The sequence below is a fragment of the Parageobacillus caldoxylosilyticus NBRC 107762 genome (genome assembly GCF_000632715.1).
Classification (GTDB): Bacteria; Bacillota; Bacilli; order Bacillales; family Anoxybacillaceae; genus Saccharococcus; species Saccharococcus caldoxylosilyticus.
Genome location: NZ_BAWO01000064.1, coordinates 1 through 21,005, shown reverse-complemented (window position 1 = coordinate 21,005; position 21,005 = coordinate 1). Strand labels below are relative to the sequence as shown.

The window sequence follows — 21,005 nt, the reverse complement described above, 5'->3', positions numbered from 1 at the left end:
TTTTAAATAAAGGCTCTGTTAAAGTATCATGTTGATTTTTTATAGTTTTTAAGCCTGTCCATTCCTGCTACAGGAAGGACAGGCTATATTTACAATTTTATAAGAAAGCGAAACAAATTAATAGAACTATTTTCCATACCGATAATTTCTACAAACTAAAATCAATCCCTTGTTCAACTAACCTTCCCCATTAGCCACCCATGTCACCTTTCACAGCACCACAGACTATGCAAAATCTTCCGTGAGAAACGACCATTTCGCATAATTACGGCACCACTAGAAACGGACGTGAATCATGAAACTTCCTTATTCCTATTTCGTATATAAATATAAAGTAATCTTATCGTAAAGGAGAGATCATATGTTAAAGAAAATCATCAAAGCACTGTTGAAAGAACACATGCTTCATCAGCACCATAAAATGCATTACAGCAGCAGCGACCATTATCCGAAGCATTATGCGAATATCCATCCTTCCCACTTTGGTCATAAGTATTATAAAAAGAAACATCATAGCGGCAGCTTCTTTTCAAGCTTTTTCGGAAGCTAATGATGCGTTTTTTGTATCGTCACCCGGCGCTTGCTCGCCTATTCGAACGTCCGTATCGAAAAGGGAAGGTTATTCGGCGCCGCTATCAAATTGTAGCAGAGCTTGGGATGGGAAGCTATGGCATTGCTTACATGGCCAACGACTTACAGACAGGCAGGAAAGTCGTTGTCAAACAATGTCGAAAAACGAGAGGGAAAGAAAGCGAACTGTCCTTCCAGCGGGAAGCGGATATATTAATGCGGCTTAAGCATCCGCAAATTCCCGCGTTATATGACATGTTCCTGGAAAATGGAACGCCCCATCTCGTAATGGACTTTGTCGAAGGAGAGACAGTTGAAGCGCTTATTTTCGAAAAGGGAAAAACGTATACAGAACGAGAAGCATTTCAATTATTGCGGGATGTGCTCGCCGTAGTCGAATATATTCATGCCAACCACATTGTCCATCGCGATTTGCGCATCCCGAATATTTTGTTGCGCGACGGTACCGTATTTGTGATCGATTTTGGGTTGGCGCGTTTTTTTGGTGAGTCCGTTTCTCATATCGAAACGTATGTGCCCGAAAAGAAGCTGTGGCGCGATATTCATCCAAAAAGCGATTTTTACGCGTTAGGGCACTTTACCTTATTTTTGTTATATTCCTCGTACGAGCCGAAAACAGAGGAAGAAAAAAGTTGGGAAGAGGAGCTATCCATTTCCGAAGACGCGCGTTTCATACTTCGGAAAATGCTGCAAATTGATCAACCGTACGATGATATTTACACGCTAATAAACGATGTAGATCAGCTGATTAAAAATGGGCCGAAACGCATTATCGTTTCATAGCGCTGCAATGAACGGTATAAATGCAGGCACGTAGGTATAACCATCCATTCTTCGGAACTTGCTACCCCAAGTTCCGAAGAATTTTTTGTGCTTTATCATCATTTTTACTGATTATCATCATCGGTCATTGATTATCCAATGAATTTATGTTGTATTTACAGATTGAAAAAACTATTGATCCAATGATGGGGAAACCTAGATTATTAATAACGGGAATAAGATTCCTTTGCTCCATAGGTGTCCCACCATATGAATAAATTTAGTTATTTATCTCCTAAGCATATGCTCAATAATATCCTAGACATTTTAACCAGCGATCAACGTCAAATCAGCTACCCGGCGGGCGATCTCTTCGCCAATTGGGAGACAAGCTGTCGCGGCGGGCGAAGGAGCGTTCAACACATGAACCGTACGTTTCGTATTAATGATGTAAAAGTCATCAACAAGCGTGCCATCAGCGCGTAGCGCTTGGGCGCGCACGCCCGCAGTTGTCGGAATCAAATCATCCATTTCAACTTCTGGAAGCAAACGTTGCAGGTTCTTTAGAAAAGCTTTTTTACTGTACGAACGAACCATCTCTTCCATTCCTTCGCGCCAATACTTAAAGGCAAGCTTCCAAAAGCCTTTAAAAGAGAAAATATCCAGCACATCTTTTGCGTCAATATCTGTCTTCTTATACCCTTCACGTTTGAAACCAAGTACGGCGTTCGGTCCAACTTCGACTTCGCCGTTAATCATCCGCGTAAGATGGACGCCGAGAAACGGGAATTGCGGATTTGGAACGGGATAAACTAGATTTTTCACCAGATAGCGTTTTTCAGGGCGTAACTTGTAGTACTCTCCCCGGAACGGAACAATTTTCAAATCGGTGATAATTCCAGAAGCACGTGCGATGCGATCGCTATGGAGCCCCGCACAGTTGACTGCGAAATCAAAGGATCGGGCACCGCGATTGGTGATAACGTCGACTTTTAGGCTGCTTTCTACGATTCGTTCTACTTCTGTATTTAATAGCAACTCGGCACCGGCGTCTTTCAACAATGACACTATCGTCTCGCAAACTTTGGTATAATCGACGATGCCCGTTTCTTTCACACGGATGGCTTCGATACCGCTGATATGGGGCTCAAAATCCCGCAAGCGATCTTGATCGATTAGTTCCAGATCCAGCCCGTTTTTCAATCCGCGGTGATACAAGTTTTTCAGAAGCGGAAGCTCCTGTTCGTTCGTCGCGACAATCACCTTTCCGCATCGTTCAAAAGGAACGCCATATTGACGACAAAAATGGATGAGCATTTCTCCGCCCAATCTCGCGAATCGCGCTTTGTAACTGCCGGGCTTATAGTAAATGCCCGAATGGATGACGCCGCTGTTATGCCCGGTTTGGTGCGCTCCCCATCGACTTTCTTTTTCCATGATGGTTATTTCGACGCTTGAATCGGCTTGTTTGAGGGCATATGCGGCAGCCAACCCGACGATGCCTCCACCGATGACGGCTATGTGGTTCATACAGATCCCCTCTTTTCTTTAATCTATTTAAATGTAAAGAATGCAAATTGCTGATGGAGGAAGATGGTCGTTTTCAAACAGATTAGAGACATCCATCACGCCTGTTTGAGCAGTTTCACTTCTTTCGGCAGGATTTTCGCAGGTTCAATTCCTGTAATGTCCGACGTCTGGTCAAACTCATTTTCCAGTATGCCGAGCCCGTATAACACCGGACATGTTTCCATTACCATCCGGGCCAATGGTACAAGCAGTTCGCGCAATCTTCTCATGCCAAAACGGTAGGGCTTGGCAGTCCCGATCAGATTGCCAAGCCCTTACCACCATCATTTTGCACAAACCGCTTTCCACACGACTCTTGAAGGACATATGTGTGTATTGATCCGATCGATGACCACGCCGTCGCTCTCATACGCTAGTCGGTTCTGGAACACCGGCGTTCCGTTCGGAAATTGCCCTAGTTCCATCACTTCTGTCATTGCTCGAATTGGATCTCTCACCGCCACCTCCATGATGCCCAGTACCCGTAGCAACTTCACGATCTGTCCGGCTGTGTCTCCCTGTGACTTCCTATGCTCGAACGAGAAACGGGACAGCATTGTCGATTACATGCTGTCGATTAGTGGGCGCTTCCCAACAGGCGTCCGACGCCGTGAATTTTCTCGAGAATCAGGATCAGGATCACCGAAATCAGAATCACAACACTTGATACAGAAGCGACGATTGGACTGTACGCATCCTGCATGTTTGAAAAAATCTCAAGCGGCAGTGTTCGCATATCGGGAGATACCATAAACAGCGAGACAGTTACGTTATCGAACGAAGTCAAAAAGGAAAACAGAGCCCCAGACAGGATCGCTGGCCGGATCAGCGGCAGTGTCACCCTCCAAAAAACGGTTACCGGGCTGGCTCCGAGAATCGCTGCCGCCCGCTCCAGCGTGTAATCAAAACCGCTCAACCCGGTCAGTACAAACCGGATCACATATGGTACGCAGATGACAATATGCGCGATCAAAAATCCGGTCGGCGTTCCTGCCAACAGCAGCGGCGTGAAGTAAATCAATAAGGCGACCCCCAGCACCAATTGCGGTACCGTCAATGGGGCAGTCAGCAACGATACCAGATAACTCTTGCCCGGAATGTCATACTTGGCAATCGCAAGTGCGCCCAGAGTCCCCAGCAGCACGGAAAAGAATGCTGCTAGAAAAGCAAACTTGACGCTGTTCCAGAAAGCCTCAACAAATTCCGGCCGTTCCAGCAATTTCATATACCACTGCAACGAAAATCCTTTTGGCGGAAAACTAGGATAGATTGCGCTAGTAAAAGAAGCCGGAATCGTGACAAGCAATGGGATCAGGATATAAACCAGGCTGATCGCAGCCACCGCAACCCTGATTTTTCCGGAAATTTTCATCAGCGAAACACCTCCCGGTACCGTCCTTTTTCCATCATTCTCGTAAAAATGGTGACGATGGCCAATGTGATGCCAAGCAACACATACGAGACGGCCGACCCGTAAGTCCAGCGTAACAGATTAATGATCTGGTCATATGCCACCACCGGCAGCACCGGCACATTCGCTCCCCCCATCAGAGCGGGGGTCACGTAAGCGCTCATCGACATGCTGAACACCAGCACCATACCGGACACAATGCCAGGCAGGCTGAGTGGCAGAGTGATCGATATAAATGAACGGAATGGACTAGCGCCGAGAATGGCGGCCGCTTTTTCGAGAGACGGATCAATATTGTACAAACTGGTGGCAATGGACAAAATCATAAACGGCAGGTACGCGTTCGACAATCCGATGACAACTCCAGCTTCCGAAAACAAAAGTTTCAGTGGCGACTCAGTGATACCAAGGCCTATCAACAGTTGATTGACCGTGCCGTTTGGCAACAGAAGCAAATACCAGCCAAAATTGCGAACCACAATGCTGATCAAAAGCGGCGACGCCACCAGCAGGGTCAGCAATCCCCGGACGCGGGGAGAGCATTTTGCCATCGTCAGTGCCACCGGATAGCCGAGAAGCAATGACACGATCACCGTGTACAGGCTCACTTTGATCGTCAGCCAGAGAGAATGTAAGTAATAGGGATCGGTGAAAAAGCGGCCATAGTTGCTAATGCTATAGGTTGCATTTGTCCCACCCGGGCCTTCTGTGTCAATAAAGCTCAGATACAGGATATAAAGCATCGGGATCACAAAGAAACCGATGATAAACAGCAACAGTGGCAGCAACAGCAGCACGGCATACAGATACTTTTTCAAATTCCTGCGTTTTCCTGATACAGCCGGCTGCAACCGCAAGCTGACTATTTCTTGACGATCATCATATCTGACGGGTTCCATCCGACCATCACCTCAGTTCCTATCGTCCAGCCCGCTTCGATTGAAGGATGCAACACCTGCATCCGTTTACCTAGCAGTGACACTTCAATTTCCCAAGCAGAGCCTAGATAATTCATCTGGACAATGGTAGCGGTGTGTGAATTGTAGTTGGGATTCGTGTTTTCCACCGGCTGGATCATCAACTTTTCCGGGCGGATGTATAGCTTGACCGCATCCCCCTTCGTACAGGTACGATCCGATCCCATCACATTCTCCGCTTCGACCAGCACTTGGCCGCTATCCTCTAGTTCCACACTGATCATCCGGCTGTCGATCGATTTCACTCTTCCTTGTAATTGGTTTGATTTTCCGATAAATTGAAAGACAAATTCGGTGCGCGGATGGATATAAATTTCGGTCGGCGTTCCGACCTGTTCAATTTTGCCCTTGTTCATCACGACGATCCGGTCAGACATGGAAAGCGCTTCCTCTTGATCGTGCGTGACAAAAATCGTGGTGACCCCTACTTCTTTTTGCAACCGTTTGATTTCGGCCCGCAATTCATGACGCAACTTGGCGTCAAGATTGCTCAATGGTTCGTCGAGCAACAACAACTTCGGTTGCACCACCAGTGCCCGAGCTATAGCAACACGTTGCCGCTGACCGCCGGACAGTTCGCGCGGATACCGGTCTTCCAGCCCGGTCATTTTCACTAGTTCCAGTGCTTTCTGGATGCGCCTTTTTTTCTCATCTTTCGGCACTTTGCGCAGGGACAGGCCAAAATCGAGATTTTCATACACAGTCATATGCGGGAACAATGAATACGTTTGAAACACCATTCCCAAATCGCGCTTGTAGGCGGGAATATCATTCACTCGACGTCCTTTGATAAACACATCCCCCTGATCGATGTCGAGAAAACCAGCAATCACGTTGAGCGTTGACGTTTTGCCGCAACCGGAAGGGCCAAGCAAGGTGAGCAATTCACCTTGCTTGACCTCCAGATCGATACCGTCTAGGATCACGTTTCGGCCAATTCGTTTGTAAACGCCACGTATTTCCACGTCATTAGCAAGCGCTTGCATATATCCGTCTCCTCTTTCCTTATTTTTTTACGTTCTTTCCTAATTCCGGTGTGACTTCTTTCGCCCATCTATCTGTCCATTGCTCCCGGATTTCAGCCATCTTCTTGAAATCCGGCCGGAAGACAGGATCGCTGTCTTTCAAGCCGATCGACTTTTCATATTTTGGCACCACTTTCATTCCTTTCAGAACCGGATAGAAACCGCTTTCTGCAATCTGCTTCTGCGACTCTTCGCTAATTAGAAAATTGACAAAATCCATTGCCGCTTTTTTATGAGAGGCATTTTTCACAACCGTCGCGCTGAACGCTTGCAACGGTGCCCCTTCTTTCGGAATCACCATTTTCAGTGGCACCCCAGACTCGATCAGTTCGGCGATCGCATAGCTGCCCATCACTGTTACGTCGGCTGCTCCCTGTTGCACGGCCGGCATCATTTGGGTGGAGTTTTTGTAGAACGTATCCGAATAGCTGGCGAGTTCTTTCGCCTTTTTCAGACCAGGTTCCAGATTGTCGAGGCTGCCGCCGTTCGCATTAGCGAGGTTATAGAGAAGAGCGAATCCCCAGTCGTTAGCGATGTCGGCAAACGCTGTTTTTCCCTTGTAATCGGGGCGAATCAAATCGTTCCAAGACGTAATCGGTGCCCATCCGTTCTTCTCGAAGGTTTTCGTATTGTATGCAGGAGCGATTACCAACCCGAATACGGGTACCCCGATATTATCCACCGCGACAAACCGCGGGTCGACCTTAGTCATGTTAGGAATCGCCGATGGATCTAATTGCTCGGCCAACCCTTTATCGGCCGCTCGTTGCACGTCAAGCGGTACATACATCGCGACATCGTATTGAGGAGCGTTTTTCTGCAATTCGACCTTTGACAGGATTTCTCCTGACAACCCCGGTACGAAATTCACTTTGATGCCATATTTTTCTTCAAATTTCGGTGCGATTACTTCGCGGATCGCTCTTTCAATCTTGCCGCCGTTCCCGGCAACCGTAATCTCCGTCACATCGTCCGACGACTTGTTGGCCGGTTTCGCCTCACCAGGCGGTTTCGCGTTGGGAACTCCACATCCGGCCAGTGCCGCCATCATCATTACGAGTCCAATCATCATCCATCTTTTCATGACACAACCCCCATTTTTTACTCTTTTAGCTCCAACAGTTTTTTCCGAACGTTTTCCAAGTGTTGCCGCATACAGGCAACCGCCCCTTGCGCATCACGTTTTTCGATGCAGTCAAAAATCTCCTTGTGCTCCTGAAGTACGCTTCTTCGTTTCTCTAAATTCCCCATATTTTGATAGAGAGTATAGTCCAGACTTTGTTTCAGCACCGGCGATAGATTGTCGATCACTTGAATCAAAATCGGGTTTTTCGATGCGATAGCAACCGCTCGATGAAAGGCAAAATCGGCATCGACTCCAGCTTCCCCCATTTCCAGCTCGTACTCAAAATCGAGCAGCGCCTTCTTCATTTCTTTCAGATCATGCTGATCGGCTCGTAAAGCGGCCAGCTCGACGGTACCCAATTCGATAATTTTGCGGGTCTCCAGCAAATGCAGCGTTTGTTCCTTTTTTGCGACAATCGAAAGAGCTAACGGATGAATGTAGTCACTGAGGTCGACTTTACGTACAAAGGTGCCTTCACCTTGCCGCGTTTCGATGATCCGGGCGGCCGCCAGCATGCTCAGCGCCTCGCGGATACTGGAGCGACCAACGCCAAACATGTCGCTCAATTCCTTTTCTGAAGGTAGTTTGCTGTCTGACGGAAGCTCGCCCTGTTCGATCAATCGCTTGATTTCTTCGACTATCTCTTCTGATACTTTTTTTCGGCGGACGGGCTTGACTTTTCGCATGGCAACCTCCTTTCCTGCAAGGTAAGCGGCTGTTAGGTCCGCAGACCGCTTTTTGAAAGCGGTTACAGAAAAACAGTCATCGATTCCGTCCGGAGTACTGCTTTTTCAACCGCAAAAATCGTCCGGCGCATTCAGTCGGCAGTGTGGTCGCCCTTCATCTAGCAGCACCCTTCCGTCAATCAGAAATGCGGATAATGCAGCAGATTGTCCATAGCGATCTGTTATCAGACAACCTGATATCCGTATATTTATATTTCTACCAAACATTCGATATCCCTTTTTAATTAACAAAATTTTTATTTAATTCAAAAAATTATAGCGAGCAGCGATGGTGGCTGAAGCTTCCGCATGCCAATTCATTCTGTTATCTATTGGAACGGATTTACAGGATTTTAGTATCTATGTGTAATTTAACTGCTTATTCGGATAAAATAGCGACTTGACCTGTATGCGGAAAATTGTCACGTACGGTTTTTAGAGGGAAAGCTCGTGAGGGACTATCTTCAACCCAACGTAAGTGACCTGAAAAAGGGAAGAAAAACGATCCTAAAAAATTCTATTTTCTATTTTTAAGGAAATATGTATATTTAAGGGTATGAAATAACTTTGAGAAAGAGGTTATATTATGAAAAACGATACTTTTACGTATACTCAATCCCCCTTGATGTTTCAAGGGGGATGATTTTATTGAGAAGTTTGGAATTAGAGTTTGTTTTTTGCAAGCAAAAACTAGAGGTGCTTTTCCTTCAGTTAAAATTAAAATACCCACCTGTTTCTTTTTTAACGACCTGTAATACCTCGGCCCGCCATACTCAGTTAGTTGAAAACTTTAACACATACTCTCCTCTTATCTGCCCTTAAATACCGGCTTTCTTTTTTCTTTGAAGGCAGCGACGCCTTCCTTGTGATCCTCTGTCTGAACCATTAATGTTTGTATCAGCCGTTCTTCCTCCAGTATTTCTTCGAGTGTAGACGTAAAGGAATGTTCGATTAATTTCTTCTGTTTTCCGAATGCTTTACTTGGTCCATGTGCTAATTTTAATGCTAGTTTGATTGTTTCTTCCTGAAGTTTTTCTAATGGGAAAAGATAATTAATGACGCCTAATTGATACAGTCTTTCAGCCGGAATCGGCTCTGCGGTAAAGAAGAATTGTTTAGCCAAATGCGGACCGACTAATCTTGGCAGAAAATAAGAACCTCCGCCATCCGATACGAGACCAACTTGAGAGAAGCTTAAAGCAAACTTACTATCCTCCGCAGCGACAATTAGGTCGCAAGCTAACACTAGATTGAACCCTGCACCGGCTGCGAAGCCGTGAACAGCAGCAATAATCGGTTTTTCTATTTCCTTCATCGTCAAAATCAGTCTATTGAGCCTGCCGATATGTTCATAAACTTGGACGCCGTTTGCTTGCCCCATCGTTTTTACATCGCCGCCAGCACTAAATGACCGGCCTGCACCAGATAAGACGATCACCCGGACATCATCATCGTTTTTGGCATTCTTGATAGCTTCTGTTAAACCTAAAATCATTTCCGGGCTGAAAGCATTTAAGCTTTCCGGACGATTTAGTGTGAGCGACAACACAGGTCCTAATTTTTCAATGACTAAATGTTTTTGAGACATGCCAATCTTCCTCTCTTTTATTCGTTATTTTATCAGCCAGCCGCCATCAACAAGTAAATCAGACCCAGTCATATAGGATGCTTCACTAGAGGCCACAAAAGCGATTACATTGGCAATTTCCTCTGGTGTGCCGACTCTTTGCAGGGCTGTATTTCTTTGAATGGCTCTAACAAAACGATCATTTTGCAACGCATCTTCTGTTAACGGCGTCTCTACAAAACCGGGAGATACGGAGTTGACGCGAATTCCGTATGGTGATAACTCAAGGGCAAGTGATCTGGTAAAATTAATAACACCTGCCTTGGCAGCGCTATAATGGGGAATTTCCGCACCAGCCTGATGTCCGGAAAGGGAAGCAACATTTACAATCGCACGGTCACGTTTTTCCCGCTTTGCTCCTTCTGCCATCACTTTCCCTAGTGCTTTCGAGACAAGAAAGACACTTTTTAAATTGACATGTTGGACATAGTCCCATTCTTGTTCAGACATTTGTAAAATCTTCGTGTGGGTAGAACCGCCAGCGTTGTTCACTAAAACATGCAAATCCCCATATTGCTGCTCTACATACTCCGCTAATTTCTGGACATCTTCTCCATCGGTTACGTCCGCAGGGAAAATGTCAGCCGTTGGAATTCCGCTGTTGCGGTTAATCTCCTGTGCGGTTTCTTCAAGCTTCGTTTTTGTCCTGCCGACTAAAATAACCTTTGCACCTTCCTTTGCCAAACGAAGGGCTGTTGCCTTGCCAATACCACTTCCGGCCCCTGTTACTAAAGCAATGGTTTGTGAAAATCTCATCTTACTGCCCCCTTTGTTTTATCATAACTTTCAACCAGCACTTTCCTACCCTGTCCCCTTTTTGTTGCAATGCGTCAGTCATTGGTTTTGAATTTGTTTTAGTTTACATAATATATTTATGATAAATTAAACCTTTTGTTAAAATGTGAGCCCACCGCCATCAACAGAAAGGGTAGCACCAGTAATAAATGAAGCTTCATCCGATGCCAAAAATAAAACAGCATTTGCCACCTCCTCCGGAGTGCCAATTCTGCCAAGCGCATTTGCCCTGGAGATAATTGGCCATTTTCTCGCGTCCTGCTTCCAGCCATCAATAATTTTTGTATCAATGACACCTGGTGCTATCGCATTAACACGGATGTTGTACTTGCCGTATTCCAGTGCGGCATTTTGCGTTAGCCGTATGACACCAGCTTTGGATGCATTGTAAGCCGCTTGATATTTCTTCCCTTTTAATCCTAGTAAACTAGAAGTATTAATGATCGCTCCACCTCCAGATTTTTTTAACTCAGGAACAGCATACTTGATGCCAAGGAATACGCCTTTTAAATTGACGTCAATGACCCGGTCCCATTCCTCTTCTGACAAATCAACACTTCTCACTTCAGAATTCGCGATTCCTGCATTGTTGAACATGATGTGCAATCCGCCGAATGTACTTGTTGTTATATGAACGAGCTCTTTTACTTGATTGGAGTCCGATACATCCGTTTTCACAAAAATAGCATCTCCCCCAAATTGTTGAATCATGTTAACTGTTTTCTCACCACTTAAGGAGTCTATGTCACTAACGGCCACCTTTGCTCCTTCTTTGGCAAAGCGGATGGCTGTCGCGCGTCCAATTCCTCCTCCGCCGCCAGTAACAATTGCTATCTTTCCTTTCAGTCTCATGCATACACACCCTTTCTATCTTAAAGAGTTGATTAACTTTTTGGCCTATATTATTGGTCCTAGCTTGGCCATCTTGGCTCGGTGCACTTCATCAGGTTCGTCAGCTTGTCTCCATGCCCTTGCGTTCGCCCATGAAGCAGCAAGTGGGAAATCGCAGATACTCCTACGCTTGAATCGCACGTCAATAGCTCCCAAAGCCATTGACGAATTTTGAACGCGCTTACACAAAAAACATTTAGCCGCACCCCAACGACTTTCTTTCTGATTCTGTTGCTGTTCATACGCTCGTTCAGGCAGGCATATACTCTTCCATGAAGTTTATTACCTTTTCCCGTAATTCTTTCATAAGCGATAAGGAAATGAAGTTCTTGCATTTAGACGTGGGAGAATTGATCCTTCCTAAAATACTAACCGGTTGGTATGTTATAACACTATTATACATCTAAATATTAAATATTCAAATTATTATCTAAATATTCTAAAAAGAAATTTGCTACGTGAACCTTCCCGACTAAATCAAAGAATTTTAGTCGGGGCATCAACGGTCTTTTTCTATTGGCTGATTAATAAATTTTCGGCCAATGACAGTTCCGTCAAAACGAATAGCGGAATTGGTTAATCCCAAATCCGCAGCGACAATCACTTTTTTCATGCCAACTCTTCCAAAGAGAAGACATTATTTCTCTCAAAATCACTAATTATTTCTGGAGTCAATAGCAATCTCAATTGCTCTTTAGTCGACCAGCGGTAATCAATGTGTTCCTTTGAGAGAACGACATCTCTATTATTGCTCCTACATAAGTAGGTAAGAATAACTACCTGTCTTGTTGGGTCAGTTTTGAATGTGATTGCATATAAAATCTTTTCAACTGTAACATCTAACCCAACTTCTTCCTTAATTTCTCGTACAAGTGCAGTTTCCAAATCTTCTCCAAATTCTACTTTACCCCCAACTAATTCCCACGTTCCTCCGCCGATTTCATCATCCTTTGCACGTTGTACAATTAATACCTTACCTTCATATAAAATAAGACCTTTTACAACTACAACCATCTTATTTGCATTTGTCATTAGAAGTACCCTTCCTTATAAATACTTATTAACTCTACTTTCACTTTTGTGCTGGTGAATATGAACGACTAATTACGATTTCTGTTCAATCTTTAAAACTTTGACTTTGGCCGGATATGATTCTAAAATCTCTGAATACCACACTTTCACCTTTGTCCATTTTCTATTCCCTTTAGAGTACCAAACCCTTTAATCCATAACTTACTCATATTATATTTGCTTCTTAATTCTTGTATTGTTAACTTATTTGCGTCTTCCTGAACAAAATCTGAGTCTTCAACTAAATATACTTCGCCTTCTTTCATAATTATAAAACCTTCCAAAGTAGCTTCTTGATTAAGAGATTGATTAGTTCTATATTCGTCAAAGAAAAATAATAATACTATAAAACCTAGAATAATTCTTGCTGAAATAAACCTTTTCATACGCTTATCTCCTACCTTTTGTAAGATAGGCCTGCACAGTTACACATGCAATCAAGATCATAAGTCATTGCCAACTTCCTTTTCCTCAACTATCCCGCTTTAAGTAAGTCATTTCTCTTCATCGGTCAGTTCTAGGTCGCAACCCAAATTGAACTATTTGATCCTTGATGGTGAGTAAGCTGGCAAGCCTGTCTGGCTGTAACAAAGAAATTTTTGTTCCCCGATGTTATCCTTCCGATGGTGCCGCATAGATGCGGCATGATGTCTCCCATGAATTTGTTCCAGACTATAATATTGAAATTGTATCAAAAAGCTTTCGGAATCGGAATTTTGATTAATTTGTCATCATGATTGGCTGGAACCCCTCTTCCATCCGTGTTGTTTGTAACAAAGAACAAATGATCTCCCAATATGAATACATCCCGCACGCGGCCTACGTTGGAAACGATTTGTTTATATGTTTTATTTTTTAAATCGAACGCTAAAATACCTTCCCCCCGCAGCTGTGCAACATACAAAATTCCATTATGATAGGCAATTCCAGATGGCGCCCAAGTATGATTCCCCGAATGGAACAAAGGTGCGATCATCCCGTTTCTCGTTTCATCTCCTTGAATAAAAGGCCAGCCATAGTTTCCTTTCGGTTTAATCAAATTGATTTCATCATGTGCACTTGAACCATGCTCCGAGCTATAAAGCCGGCCCGTTTCATCCCATGCCAAGCCTTGCGGGTTGCGGTGTCCATAGCTATAGACAAGAGAGTTGGGATCAGGATTATCGTTCGGTATGGTGCCATCAAGATTCATTCGTAAAATTTTTCCGCCAAGAGATGTCTTGTCTTGGGCAATCATCGGATCTGTAGCATCCCCAGTGGTGATGTACAGTTTTTTGTCCGGTCCGATTTTGATTCTTCCGCCATGATGAAACTTTCCGCTTGGAATTTGATCAAGCAAAACTTTTTGCTCAAACCATTCATTATTTTCTTCCCGTATTTCTACAACACGATTGAATTGCCCGTTTTTATCCTCATATGTATAGTAAAGAAAGGCGTAATTTTTTTTCTCGGGATGAAGCACAAAACCTAATACACCAGCTTCAGATGCCGTTGAAAGCTTCTTTTCTAAATATAGATTCTGTCTAATTTTTTTGTTGCCTGTAATTTTTACAATGGAGCCAGTCCGCTCTGAAATATAAAAAGATGTCCCATCCCAGTCGATCGCCCATGGCACACTTAAATCTTGGGCAATGATTTCCATATTGCCATTGTTACTTGTTTGTTGTACGTTTTGAGAGCTGTTTTCTTCTTGTTTTTCATTTGAACAGCCGATTAAAAGAAAAATGATGCTGATCATGATGAGAGGATATTTTTTCATCCAATTTCCCTCCCAATAAAAATGAATCTGCAGCGTTTGTCATTCCGCTAAAGGTGAAGCGCCATCCATCATCTACATTGAACTTGGCTGCTACGATAAAAATGAATTTCTACTTAAATAATCTTTTTCCCTTCCATTTAACTATGGATAACAGATTTTCTTTGAAAATATTTCATCGTAAGCTTCATTTAAAAAAGAAGGAAGCGTTAGCATATGCCTAATGCTTTTTCATTCGTAGTGGTCTGTAAATATAACACTCTTTTGATTTGTATTATGATTCGTTTTTGTCGTCTGATTTATTGTTATTTTTTTCCTTCCAATAGCTTCCTTCGCCAAAAAACTCCGCACACACTCCATTTAGAGACTGTAGCTTTTCAATAAATCCCTTTACATCACAAGTGTGAAAAGTATCATGCAGTTCGCGATTTTCTTCCGTAACAGAATAAACATGAACTTCCATACATCCATCCCATCTGACATTGACATCGAATTGACCGTCTTCACTTTCCAACTCGAGCGCAACGGTTGCCCCATCCTCGTTCTTATGCTGTGTCTTAATAATCCACATAAAAGCACTTCCTTCTTGTTGATTATACTTGTTAGACCTTTTCACTTAATTTCCAATGGGTAGAGACAGTAGGAAAATATGAGGGAGCCACTTTGCTCCCTTGTATTTAATCCATCATTTGATTTGATACGGAGATAGGCGAACCGGTAGAAGTATGTTGATTTACCCATTCACGAGCTTTATCCAAAACTGCCGATTGGTTTGGAATTTGATCACTATGTTGTGTAATCCAATTCATGCAGTACTGCGGGTCAATATTGTGCTCTAAGCACTTGGATAAGAAAGACTCAACGTTCGACTCATTACAGTTTTTCCATGTCCCGCACGTTTCGTGCCAAATGTCTTCCATTGTTTCCTGTACGGAAGGAGCATCCACGGAGTTTTTCATTTCGTTTTCCTTTGTCATATCACTTCCTCCTTTCATCTGTTAGCATCGTCATTTACAGTATGCCCAAAAACGGCGTTAATTACGCTACTTTAAAATCGATAGATTTACTATATTATTCTCTGTTTATCATGTAATTTAGATTAAATCACTTATGTTTTCTGACAGACTTCTTCTGTCCATGTGCTTCATTTACTCAGTATCACCTTTAGTAGAAAAGTCCTTGTTTTGTCTAACAAACTCCTCCTGATGATGCCCAGCTTTGTATAAAGTTCGTGTTCCTCAGAGCGGAAGTCTACCGCACGCTTCCTTCATATTCCGCGTCACCACAGACACCCTTGCATTAGGCTAACTGCTACTTCTGCGTTCGCAGTTGGGGACTTTCGCGCTATAGACTGCACACACTAAAACAGCTTGCCGGCTTTGTCGGCAAGCTGAAACACTGACTTCTTTTCATGAAAAGTTATTGTATTCGATGGCCGATGGTTCCCATTTTTCCCATTCCCCGTTGTCCGGATCAATGGAAACAAGACGAAGCCAGCCGTTTTTCACTTTTCTACGGAAATGAGGATCATCTTCGAGCAAGTGCTCAATATATTGTCGTGGAGCTTCGATGATGACAAGCAGCCGAAGCGGAGAATGGAACATTTCTTGATCGGATGCCATGACCGACTGCCATGGAAGCCCGGTAAGCAAATCGCTCGCGTTCCCTTGCATGACCCCGATTCCTGCGGTAACCGTTTGTGTTGCTTTGCTGCCGCTGCCATAATAATGAGGGGCAACAGTTGATGCGTAATATTGTAAATTAATCCATTGCGCAACTGTCACCGGACCGGCAATGATGTTTGCAAGCGATTCTCCAAATGGATCCTCGCGCCAATCATAACTGTGCAAAAATGCTCTCCCCTCTAAATGGCAATGTTTCGTTAGCTGACGGCGCCCGATAATAAACGCAGCATTCCCTGCCAGCCCCCATTCCGGACGGATTTCGCTCCAGTCTTCGGCACGGCGATATGCTTCGGCAAGCGGGTCTCTCTTCTTGTCGTTTAAGCCGGGCAACTTCGACAACCGCTCCATATTTGCATTACGGCTTACTTTTTTGAGCTTGCTTTGCAACATATCAAACGCTTTTTGTGCCGCTTCCGAAAGCGTTGGCACATAAAGCCAGCGAAGTTCATCGACCGTTGTTATATGCTCTGCCGCAACAAAAACGGTGTCCTCTGGAATAACGATCCCTTCCTTTGCAAGCCCTTCCCGCACTTCCTTAAGGTTGCAAAGCGCTGCAAACACGCGGGCATTGTATCCCCCAGCCGCTCCGCCGCATGCACCGCAATCTAAAGACGAGGCATACGGATTGTTCGTTGTCATGCTTTCATGACCACAGACAACAACAAGAGGCGCGAAAGAAGACGTCAATCCCATTCCTTTTAATAGCTGTTGAACATATTTTACTTTTTCTTCTGCAGAAAACCCTACTGGCAAGTCGGTTGCTTTTAAGGAGTCATTCCGATGCAATGAAAGTTCTGTCTTCGGTTTACGTTCTAATGTTTCTTGTATGCGGCGGAATAAGCGGCCCGCCTCGCTTGGCGCTATGCTTCGGGCCAGCGTATGCAAACCGAGCCATGGTCCGCTTACTTCTGGAAGCAACATGCTTGCAAGCAGATGTTGTTTCATTTTTTTAAACGTATGACTAATGGAAAACAGTACGTTCCGCCGTCTGCGGTATTCCTTTAGGTTCACCGCCGCTGCATATTCTCGAACTTCATGCTGCGGCTTTGCAATCACCGGGCAAGAAGCATGTGAATAGACGCTGTCCAGTTCGCGCGTTTGGATAGGGAGGCCGAAAAAACCAGCACACCCGTATGTTTCAAATGGGCCCTCCCGTTCTAAATGCCGGCGGAAAGGTTCAGAACGAACATCAATGCAAAAGATGAGCTGAGCGGCTGCCTGTTTCGGCGCGTTGTTTGCAAAAGAGGACGTGATCCTGTTTTTTAGTTGCGCCTCTTGTGTATCTTCCCATGCTTCTAGCCAGAGTTTTTTGCGGACGATTTTGTCAAATCGATCAACAAGAGATAAACGGGCTTGCTGCTCAGTTTGCGGCAATTGCAGCCATTGTTCTGGCGTCAATTCTCCCCAGTGCATCCAAGCCGCCAGAAGCGGAAGGAGAACCGTTTCGTCATCCTCCTTTCGTTTGGCCAATGGCAAATGTGGTGCGATCAACGCCCATTCAAGCGAGAGGCGGATCGCTAAATAATCCATTAGCAGCGCATGCGCTTGGCCGGATTGCTGCGAGCGCCACAATAACATTCCCGCCCATCCCGGCAAGGAAAGAAGATGCGCTTCCAAATAGTCTTTCATCGCTCCATGCGGTATGCCAAGCGCCAGCAACGCTTGTCGCAATGCGTTTTTGGCATCATGCGGCAAATCTTTTAACCGTTTGCGTTGCTGTTTGTTTAAGGATGGATCGTTGATCACAAGCTTTCGCCATGCGTAGTAAAACCCTTTTTCCCGAAATGGCATCGTCCATAAAGCTTGTGATTCATCTAAAAATAACTTGCACCATTTTATCATTTGGTGATCAAGCATCTGAGCCCATTTTTCCTCGCCTTGCTCTTCAAGGAGAACGCTTAACGGCTGGATGAATAAACGTTTGGAATCTCCTCGTAATCGTATCTCTTTTACTTTCGCTGCCAAACTTTTTAATGTTGGAGATGTTAGCACCTCATTCGGAATTTCATCGTGCCAAAGCATTGCGCGAAAAACACGTTCAGCTTCTTCACGCGGCATCAATAACGGCTGCTCATCAAGCCAGCGTTGAAGCCGCATTTCCAAAAACTCCGGATTCAGTTCCCCTTTCCGTTGCGCCGCGCGCAGCATGGATATGGTTGGGTAAAGGTCAATATTTCGCGACAATTTGAAGCGGTACGCAACTTCCTCAAACGAAAGATGTTCCAACCCCATCCACGGATGGCGCGCGACAAAAGTGGCAATAGGCCAAAGCGGAGCAATCACTTTGCTAGCGCTTTTGACGAGCTCGCTTATGTTTATATCTGCTGCGACATCTTTTCTCTGTTGCACGCGCACACTAGAACGTTCAAGCGATACGGTTGCCTTGTTCATCCACTACCCCTTCCTCCTGCAAATAAGTTACAAGATAATGCGGATGGCCTTCCACCGACTCTGAACGCGGTTCGCCTATATGGACGAGCCACATATATAAGTATGCAAATGAATCCGATGAACGATGGACAGAAAACCATATGCTCGCTAACCCGCCGAGCCCGAACATCAAAACGGCTGCCATTTCCGTGATCATCGATGTGCTCGAACTTGGCGGCAACGTTTTATATAAAAGCGCCATGAGACCGCTATGCATCACCTCGGAAGCCAGCGCCAATCCAGCTAATACGGCCACCCCGATCCATCTCCCTTCTTTCAAAACAGCGAGCCGCCCCCACGCAAACGCCAGCGACCAGCCAAGAAGCAACGCGCTTAGCAACCTCGTGTTTTCTTCCGGCGAGGTCATCCAAAACACTAATCCTAACGCAAATCCGAATATGGCTCCGCCAAGCAGCCATGCTTTCGATAACGTCAGCGATGGGCGAAACATTTTATGTGGCCGCGGCACAACCGAGCCGGATTGTAAAAATAACGTTGCTTTAAACAGGCCGTGCAGCACTAAATGAATCACTGCTGCTGCATATGCACTTAATGCACATTGAATAAACATCATTCCCATTTGCGCCATCGTTGAGGCAACTAATTGCCGTTTATAGTCCACTTGAACCAAACTGATCCCCGTGCCGATCAACACTGACACAGAGGCGATCATAAGCAGCAGCATTTGCGAACCATTACCACTAAAAAGCGGAGAAAATCTTGTCAACAACAGACCGCCCGCATTTACCAAACCCGCATGCATCACTGCTGAAATCGGGGTCGGAGTCACCGTCGACTCCAATAACCAGCGTTGAAACGGCCACTGCCCCGCTGGAATGATCGCCGCTAATACGAGCAAAACGTTCACCCCGTCCGCTTCCCACCATTCTAGACCGGCAATGCTTTCCTTTGACAGTGCAAACGATAATCGCCAATATCCCGTTGCTTGCCACAACCATATGGCAGCTGCCAATAAAGCTATCCAGCTCAACAAAAACATCCTTGCCATTTGCATAACCGTTACTCTTACCGGCTGCCATTCTTTTTTCTGCATCGCCAGCAACGTAAGTCCGAGTAATGGCATTCCCCAGCAAAGAACAAGCAATCGTAAATCATCGCTCATCCACGTGATGGAAGCGGCGCTAACCGTAAACGTTAAAAGCATAAAATACATTCGATACGCGCGGTCGCCATGTAAATAGCGTATACAAAACCGCTGTATCATCCAGCCAAACATGAAAATATACAAGGCCATCAACCATGCAAGCATATCAGAGCGCCATGGTCCGATCGCCACATTTTTATCGGCACCAACAAGTCCTGCTAAAGCAACTGCTATCGGCAAAACAAGCAAACTGACATGAATTCGAACGTAACGGACAGGAATGCGAGGGTGTAATAGAAATACCGAGCTGATTAGAGTAACAGCAAGCGTTGCAAACAAGGTAATGAACATTGTTTCACTCAAGGCGATCCTCCTCTCCCTTTAATAACAAAAAAACCGACTATGTCATCCATACTGAGTGCCCCTTTTTAACCTGAAAAAGGTAATGGCCGCTGTATGGATTGCACATAGTCGGTTTATCTTCAACGAATCCTTAATGGATTTTTTGAAGATCTACCTTCCTTTATTTAACCCTAATGCTTCATTCGGTTTACCTTCAACAAATCCACGACAGTCACAGATTTTTTGAAGGTCTACCGACACGTTGAAACTGGTTATTCAGTTATCCAACATAATGATGTTATCAATGTTAGTGATAATATATAAATTTATATAACATTATCTATTATATTATTTTAAAAGTTTTTTCTCAAGATCATTAAATAATTTGAACACCATGATCCGTTCTCCTGTACGAGTGCTTAAATCAGTGTGAAAACTCTTCACTTTTTCCCCAGTTATATTTAGGATAATTTCCTTCAGCTCTTCCTCTCCTGATTCAACCAAGCTGGATCGATTTCTTTTTACCGATAATCTTCCTTCCTTTGATTCACAAAGTGAATATTCGGCAGGGGTTAGAATCCCGTGCAAAGAGACAATAATCATATCTCGCAAAATATCTGTCTTCACAGATACTGAACCTCGTCCAAGGAAATCTTTTTCCCATTTCGTTAATGCTTTACTTATTTCCGCTTCCATAAAGCCTTTTGATTTGTTCATTATGAATTCTCCCCTCTAGCCTATATAAGTTGCAACAATCATTTTCTCTTTCCGTCTACATCTTTATCTCCGTATAGGATGATACGATAGCGCGGTGGGCGGACAGTCGGATGTAAAATCAAACTGCAACTGATATAGCTTCTTAGTCAAGAAATATATCAATCTAATCTTATTCTTTTCTTTGTTACTTAAGTCAATATCAACATCCATAAGTAATTTCGCCCCCACTACTTCATGAAAATAACAGCCTGGACTCACCGTTATTTTCACAAAAAAAGGACTGACAATATGTAAAAGTGCCTAGTTAATTAGAAGATCAAATAAACCTCTTTCGGTTGCTATGTCTAATTATAAATTTGTCTTCGATTATACAGTATGTCAACATTAAAAAGCAACCCGT

21 protein-coding genes are annotated in these 21,005 nt (G+C 44.4%); 2 read left to right on the top strand and 19 right to left on the bottom strand.

The window, feature by feature from the left end:
* The first annotated feature begins 361 nt into the window (after window positions 1-361).
* Both GCA01S_RS16225 and GCA01S_RS16220 read left to right on the top strand, forming a co-directional pair.
* Window positions 362-550 (top strand): hypothetical protein, encoded by a 189-nt coding sequence (locus GCA01S_RS16225; RefSeq protein ID WP_017435387.1) that lies wholly within the window; start codon window positions 362-364, stop codon window positions 548-550.
* Window positions 550-1,374 carry a serine/threonine protein kinase gene (locus GCA01S_RS16220; RefSeq protein ID WP_409978121.1) on the top strand — a complete coding sequence of 275 codons (825 nt, stop codon included), beginning with the start codon at window positions 550-552 and terminating at the stop codon, window positions 1,372-1,374. The genes GCA01S_RS16225 and GCA01S_RS16220 overlap by 1 nt, the downstream gene beginning before the upstream one ends.
* 306 nt (window positions 1,375-1,680) lie before the next feature.
* On the opposite strand, the gene lhgO is transcribed toward GCA01S_RS16220, so the two are convergent.
* From lhgO to GCA01S_RS16125, 19 genes are all read right to left on the bottom strand, one after another.
* Window positions 1,681-2,883, bottom strand: coding sequence for an L-2-hydroxyglutarate oxidase (gene lhgO / locus GCA01S_RS16215; protein ID WP_042411482.1), 1,203 nt, complete (start codon window positions 2,881-2,883; stop codon window positions 1,681-1,683).
* 95 nt (window positions 2,884-2,978) lie between these two features.
* Entirely contained in the window at window positions 2,979-3,143 is a 165-nt protein-coding gene (locus GCA01S_RS20260; protein ID WP_155835594.1) for a hypothetical protein, read from the bottom strand.
* Window positions 3,144-3,206: 63 nt separating this feature from the next.
* Window positions 3,207-3,380, bottom strand: coding sequence for a hypothetical protein (locus GCA01S_RS20255; RefSeq protein ID WP_155835593.1), 174 nt, complete (start codon window positions 3,378-3,380; stop codon window positions 3,207-3,209).
* 119 nt (window positions 3,381-3,499) lie between these two features.
* Complete coding sequence (locus tag GCA01S_RS16205) at window positions 3,500-4,294, bottom strand: ABC transporter permease (RefSeq protein ID WP_017435392.1); 795 nt, start codon at window positions 4,292-4,294, stop codon at window positions 3,500-3,502.
* The gene (locus tag GCA01S_RS16200) at window positions 4,294-5,232 is read right to left on the bottom strand and encodes an ABC transporter permease (RefSeq protein ID WP_042411479.1); all 939 of its coding nucleotides are present in this window, start codon (window positions 5,230-5,232) and stop codon (window positions 4,294-4,296) included. Before GCA01S_RS16200 ends, GCA01S_RS16205 begins: the two co-directional genes overlap by 1 nt.
* The gene (locus tag GCA01S_RS16195) at window positions 5,196-6,296 is read right to left on the bottom strand and encodes an ABC transporter ATP-binding protein (protein WP_042411476.1); all 1,101 of its coding nucleotides are present in this window, start codon (window positions 6,294-6,296) and stop codon (window positions 5,196-5,198) included. Before GCA01S_RS16195 ends, GCA01S_RS16200 begins: the two co-directional genes overlap by 37 nt.
* A gap of 19 nt (window positions 6,297-6,315) precedes the next feature.
* Window positions 6,316-7,419 (bottom strand): ABC transporter substrate-binding protein, encoded by a 1,104-nt coding sequence (locus tag GCA01S_RS16190; protein ID WP_042411473.1) that lies wholly within the window; start codon window positions 7,417-7,419, stop codon window positions 6,316-6,318.
* Between the two features lie 17 nt (window positions 7,420-7,436).
* Complete coding sequence (locus GCA01S_RS16185) at window positions 7,437-8,147, bottom strand: FadR/GntR family transcriptional regulator (RefSeq protein WP_042411471.1); 711 nt, start codon at window positions 8,145-8,147, stop codon at window positions 7,437-7,439.
* A gap of 847 nt (window positions 8,148-8,994) precedes the next feature.
* Window positions 8,995-9,774, bottom strand: a complete 780-nt coding sequence (locus tag GCA01S_RS16180) for an enoyl-CoA hydratase/isomerase family protein (RefSeq protein ID WP_042411469.1) — start codon at window positions 9,772-9,774, stop codon at window positions 8,995-8,997.
* Between the two features lie 24 nt (window positions 9,775-9,798).
* A complete protein-coding gene (locus tag GCA01S_RS16175; RefSeq protein ID WP_042411465.1) occupies window positions 9,799-10,569 on the bottom strand; it encodes an SDR family NAD(P)-dependent oxidoreductase in 771 nt (256 codons plus the stop codon).
* A 138-nt stretch (window positions 10,570-10,707) separates the two neighbouring features.
* Entirely contained in the window at window positions 10,708-11,460 is a 753-nt protein-coding gene (locus GCA01S_RS16170) for an SDR family NAD(P)-dependent oxidoreductase (RefSeq protein ID WP_017435399.1), read from the bottom strand.
* Window positions 11,461-12,108: 648 nt separating this feature from the next.
* Window positions 12,109-12,531, bottom strand: a complete 423-nt coding sequence (locus GCA01S_RS16160; RefSeq protein WP_042411459.1) for an NUDIX hydrolase — start codon at window positions 12,529-12,531, stop codon at window positions 12,109-12,111.
* A gap of 146 nt (window positions 12,532-12,677) precedes the next feature.
* On the bottom strand, window positions 12,678-12,956 hold the full coding sequence (locus tag GCA01S_RS16155; RefSeq protein WP_223845271.1) for a hypothetical protein: 279 nt from the start codon (window positions 12,954-12,956) through the stop codon (window positions 12,678-12,680).
* Window positions 12,957-13,261: 305 nt separating this feature from the next.
* A complete protein-coding gene (locus GCA01S_RS16150) occupies window positions 13,262-14,329 on the bottom strand; it encodes a PQQ-dependent sugar dehydrogenase (RefSeq protein WP_017435404.1) in 1,068 nt (355 codons plus the stop codon).
* 271 nt (window positions 14,330-14,600) lie between these two features.
* On the bottom strand, window positions 14,601-14,897 hold the full coding sequence (locus GCA01S_RS16145; RefSeq protein WP_017435405.1) for a hypothetical protein: 297 nt from the start codon (window positions 14,895-14,897) through the stop codon (window positions 14,601-14,603).
* Between the two features lie 106 nt (window positions 14,898-15,003).
* Window positions 15,004-15,303, bottom strand: a complete 300-nt coding sequence (locus GCA01S_RS16140) for a hypothetical protein (protein WP_017435406.1) — start codon at window positions 15,301-15,303, stop codon at window positions 15,004-15,006.
* Between the two features lie 432 nt (window positions 15,304-15,735).
* Window positions 15,736-18,402, bottom strand: a complete 2,667-nt coding sequence (locus GCA01S_RS16135; RefSeq protein ID WP_042411456.1) for a DUF2309 domain-containing protein — start codon at window positions 18,400-18,402, stop codon at window positions 15,736-15,738.
* The gene (locus GCA01S_RS16130) at window positions 18,377-19,897 is read right to left on the bottom strand and encodes an NADH dehydrogenase subunit 5 (RefSeq protein ID WP_042411502.1); all 1,521 of its coding nucleotides are present in this window, start codon (window positions 19,895-19,897) and stop codon (window positions 18,377-18,379) included. The genes GCA01S_RS16135 and GCA01S_RS16130 overlap by 26 nt, the downstream gene beginning before the upstream one ends.
* Window positions 19,898-20,236: 339 nt before the next feature.
* Window positions 20,237-20,605, bottom strand: coding sequence for a Na-translocating system protein MpsC family protein (locus tag GCA01S_RS16125; protein ID WP_042411453.1), 369 nt, complete (start codon window positions 20,603-20,605; stop codon window positions 20,237-20,239).
* Window positions 20,606-21,005: the final 400 nt, after the last annotated feature.

What these genes read in the sequence shown, in the direction of transcription:
- GCA01S_RS16135 (WP_042411456.1), bottom strand. Translation starts at nt 18,402, where the DNA reads ATGAACAAGGCAACCGTATCGCTTGAACGTTCTAGTGTGCGCGTGCAA.
- GCA01S_RS16125 (WP_042411453.1), bottom strand. Translation starts at nt 20,605, where the DNA reads ATGAACAAATCAAAAGGCTTTATGGAAGCGGAAATAAGTAAAGCATTA.
- GCA01S_RS16170 (WP_017435399.1), bottom strand. Translation starts at nt 11,460, where the DNA reads ATGAGACTGAAAGGAAAGATAGCAATTGTTACTGGCGGCGGAGGAGGA.
- GCA01S_RS16130 (WP_042411502.1), bottom strand. Translation starts at nt 19,897, where the DNA reads ATGTTCATTACCTTGTTTGCAACGCTTGCTGTTACTCTAATCAGCTCG.
- GCA01S_RS16225 (WP_017435387.1), top strand. Translation starts at nt 362, where the DNA reads ATGTTAAAGAAAATCATCAAAGCACTGTTGAAAGAACACATGCTTCAT.
- GCA01S_RS16195 (WP_042411476.1), bottom strand. Translation starts at nt 6,296, where the DNA reads ATGCAAGCGCTTGCTAATGACGTGGAAATACGTGGCGTTTACAAACGA.
- GCA01S_RS16180 (WP_042411469.1), bottom strand. Translation starts at nt 9,774, where the DNA reads ATGTCTCAAAAACATTTAGTCATTGAAAAATTAGGACCTGTGTTGTCG.
- GCA01S_RS16140 (WP_017435406.1), bottom strand. Translation starts at nt 15,303, where the DNA reads ATGACAAAGGAAAACGAAATGAAAAACTCCGTGGATGCTCCTTCCGTA.
- lhgO (WP_042411482.1), bottom strand. Translation starts at nt 2,883, where the DNA reads ATGAACCACATAGCCGTCATCGGTGGAGGCATCGTCGGGTTGGCTGCC.
- GCA01S_RS16220 (WP_409978121.1), top strand. Translation starts at nt 550, where the DNA reads ATGATGCGTTTTTTGTATCGTCACCCGGCGCTTGCTCGCCTATTCGAA.
- GCA01S_RS16150 (WP_017435404.1), bottom strand. Translation starts at nt 14,329, where the DNA reads ATGAAAAAATATCCTCTCATCATGATCAGCATCATTTTTCTTTTAATC.
- GCA01S_RS16175 (WP_042411465.1), bottom strand. Translation starts at nt 10,569, where the DNA reads ATGAGATTTTCACAAACCATTGCTTTAGTAACAGGGGCCGGAAGTGGT.
- GCA01S_RS16200 (WP_042411479.1), bottom strand. Translation starts at nt 5,232, where the DNA reads ATGGAACCCGTCAGATATGATGATCGTCAAGAAATAGTCAGCTTGCGG.
- GCA01S_RS16185 (WP_042411471.1), bottom strand. Translation starts at nt 8,147, where the DNA reads ATGCGAAAAGTCAAGCCCGTCCGCCGAAAAAAAGTATCAGAAGAGATA.
- GCA01S_RS16145 (WP_017435405.1), bottom strand. Translation starts at nt 14,897, where the DNA reads ATGTGGATTATTAAGACACAGCATAAGAACGAGGATGGGGCAACCGTT.
- GCA01S_RS16155 (WP_223845271.1), bottom strand. Translation starts at nt 12,956, where the DNA reads ATGAAAAGGTTTATTTCAGCAAGAATTATTCTAGGTTTTATAGTATTA.
- GCA01S_RS16205 (WP_017435392.1), bottom strand. Translation starts at nt 4,294, where the DNA reads ATGAAAATTTCCGGAAAAATCAGGGTTGCGGTGGCTGCGATCAGCCTG.
- GCA01S_RS16190 (WP_042411473.1), bottom strand. Translation starts at nt 7,419, where the DNA reads ATGAAAAGATGGATGATGATTGGACTCGTAATGATGATGGCGGCACTG.
- GCA01S_RS16160 (WP_042411459.1), bottom strand. Translation starts at nt 12,531, where the DNA reads ATGACAAATGCAAATAAGATGGTTGTAGTTGTAAAAGGTCTTATTTTA.